Genomic DNA, 2,275 nt, shown 5'->3' with positions numbered 1-2,275 from the left:
AGGTGTTCTCGAAACTCGGCGACATCACTCTCCCGTGGCACGGGGTGCTCTCGCCGCCGAGCGACAGGTGCTCTCACCACTCACGTATAAAGCCAAGCAGCGAAACACGGTCGCGGGCGGGCTGCGCGACCTCCTCGACAACAAGCTGGCCGAGAAGCGCGGCACCACCTCCGGCCTGCCGCCCGTGGAGGACCGGGTCACGGCCTGCCCCGCCGCGCCGAAGCCGAGCCCGCTCAAGGGCAAGCCGAAGCGCCAGCCGGTGCGGCCGGTCGGCGCGGGCGAGGTGATCTGGGGGCTGACCGACCTCGGCCTGGACGCCGCGAAGAGCACGTTGCCGTCCTCGCGGAAGGTCGGCGGCCGGGCCCGCTCCGTCGGCCGCGCCAGCGGCGCCCCGCACGCCATGGCCGTCAACAATGTCATCATGACCTTCACCAGCCCGGTCACCCCCGGCGAGCCGATCGGCACCATCGCCGACTGGGTCACCGAAGCCCCCCACCCACTGCCCGGCGACCGCGGCATCTTCGCCGACGCCGTCCTCACCGCCCCCCAAGACGGCGTCCCGCTGCTCGTGGTCGAGGTCGACCTCCACCACGAGACCCCGGAGTTCATCGCCGAGAAGATCGACCGGTACGCCGAGTACTGCACCCTGACCTACAACGCGCCCAAGCCCGAGGGCGTGCAGCACTTCGGCCAGGCCGACAAGCTCCCCGTCTGGCGCCGCCGCTACCCAGGCGCCAGCACCGCCTCCCTGCCCCCGATCGCCCTGGTCCTCGGCGGAGCCGGCGCACTCGGCGTGAACAACCTCGCCAACAAGGTCATGAACCTCACCCAGCAGCACTGGAAGCCCACCAGCAACGACCGCTGGGCAGACAACCCCTTCGACTTCACCGGCAGCATCCCGATCATGTACTGCCACCTCAGCACGCTCCTGGCGCGTGGCCCGCACGCCCCGATCTGGTGGCGCTTCGGCAGCCAGGACTGGCAGACCCTGCCCGACGCGCTCGCCAACACCGAGTACACCACCCGCACCCAAGCGCGCCTGGCCGCCGAGAAGCAGGCCGCCGAAGACGCCGAGCAGGCCCGCCTCGACGCCACCCGCTGCCCAGGCTGCAACCGCCACGAGAACGAGTACGACTACAAACCCCGCGCCAGCGACGGCACCAAGCTCTGCGCCGACTGCGAAGACGCCAAGGCCGACGCCGAGAAGGAGAAGCAGCTCCAGGCCGCCCGCGCCGCCCACGCTCGCCGCTGGCCCTGCTACACCTGCAAGGGCCCCCTCGGCGGCGCACACGGCAACCCGCTCGAACCCAGCAAGGAAGTACCCCCGGACACCGCCGAGTGCCCCCAGTGCAACTACAAGCGCTACACAGGCGGCCGCGACCCCCTCGTCCTGACCCCGCCCACCGCCCGCGAACTGCGCCAGGCCAAGCGGAAGACACCGGACGACCCGTGGTGGGAACTCCGGCTCATCCACGCCGAAAAGGCCCGGAACAGCCGCTGACCGAACAGAGAACCGAGCAACCGAAGGGCCCCGCGAAGCAGATTTTGCGGGGCCCTTTGCGCATTATGGAGCAGGCTGGTAAAACACCCCTCGCTGACGAAGTGGAAAGGAATTCACGTGAACAGTCGCTCAAATCAGCGTGAGGTCGTCCGCCGCAGGGCCCCAGGAATGAATGTCGAGCAGGTCTAAGAGGCCACCCAAGAAGCCGAATTGTACGAGCGCGAGTAGACCCAAGTCTGCGACACCGGGCCTCTGCGGTTTACTAGCGCCGCCACCGACCCCACACACCACGCCACTAACCCTTCTGCAGCCTGGCCTCCTCAAGTGCGCTATTGAGATTCCGCCGCGCGATGGCTTCGCTGTGCTGGTCGCCGAGCTCGCGGAAAGTAGCGGCGGCGTGGGTGTGGGCGTCGATGGCCTCCTGGAATCTGCGCACCTCCTGCAGGGCGAGGCCGAGGTTGTTCAACGCCGTACCTTCGCTGTGCTGGTCACCCAGCTCGTGGAAGGTGTCGGCGGCATGGGTGAGGGCGTCGATGGCCTCCTGGAATCTGCGTACCTGCTGCAGGGCGAGGCCGAGGTTGTTCAACGCCATGGCTTCGCTGTGCTGGTCACCCAGCTCGCGGTAGATGTCGGCGGCTTCGGTGAGGGCGTCGATGGCCTCCTGGAATCTGCGTACCTCCTGCAGGGCGCCGCCGAGGTTGTTCAACGCCATGGCTTCGCTGTGCTGGTCACCCAGCTCGCGGTAGATGTCGGCGGCTTCGGTGAGGGCGTCGA

The 2,275-nt window shown here is 68.4% G+C and carries 2 protein-coding genes; one reads left to right on the top strand and one right to left on the bottom strand.

Annotation, left to right across the window (positions count from 1 at the left end; all coding sequences use genetic code 11):
- Positions 1-34 precede the first annotated feature (34 nt).
- On the top strand, positions 35-1,501 hold the full coding sequence (locus tag ACWEPF_RS39855) for a replication-relaxation family protein (protein ID WP_452176525.1): 1,467 nt from the start codon (positions 35-37) through the stop codon (positions 1,499-1,501).
- 295 nt (positions 1,502-1,796) lie between these two features.
- Here ACWEPF_RS39855 and ACWEPF_RS39850 read toward each other — a convergent pair.
- The coding region (locus ACWEPF_RS39850; protein ID WP_452176524.1) for a tetratricopeptide repeat protein at positions 1,797-2,275 on the bottom strand (479 nt) is incomplete at its 5' end.

This window comes from Kitasatospora sp. NPDC004289 (assembly GCF_053602875.1).
This window is presented reverse-complemented; position numbering and strand designations above follow the sequence as displayed.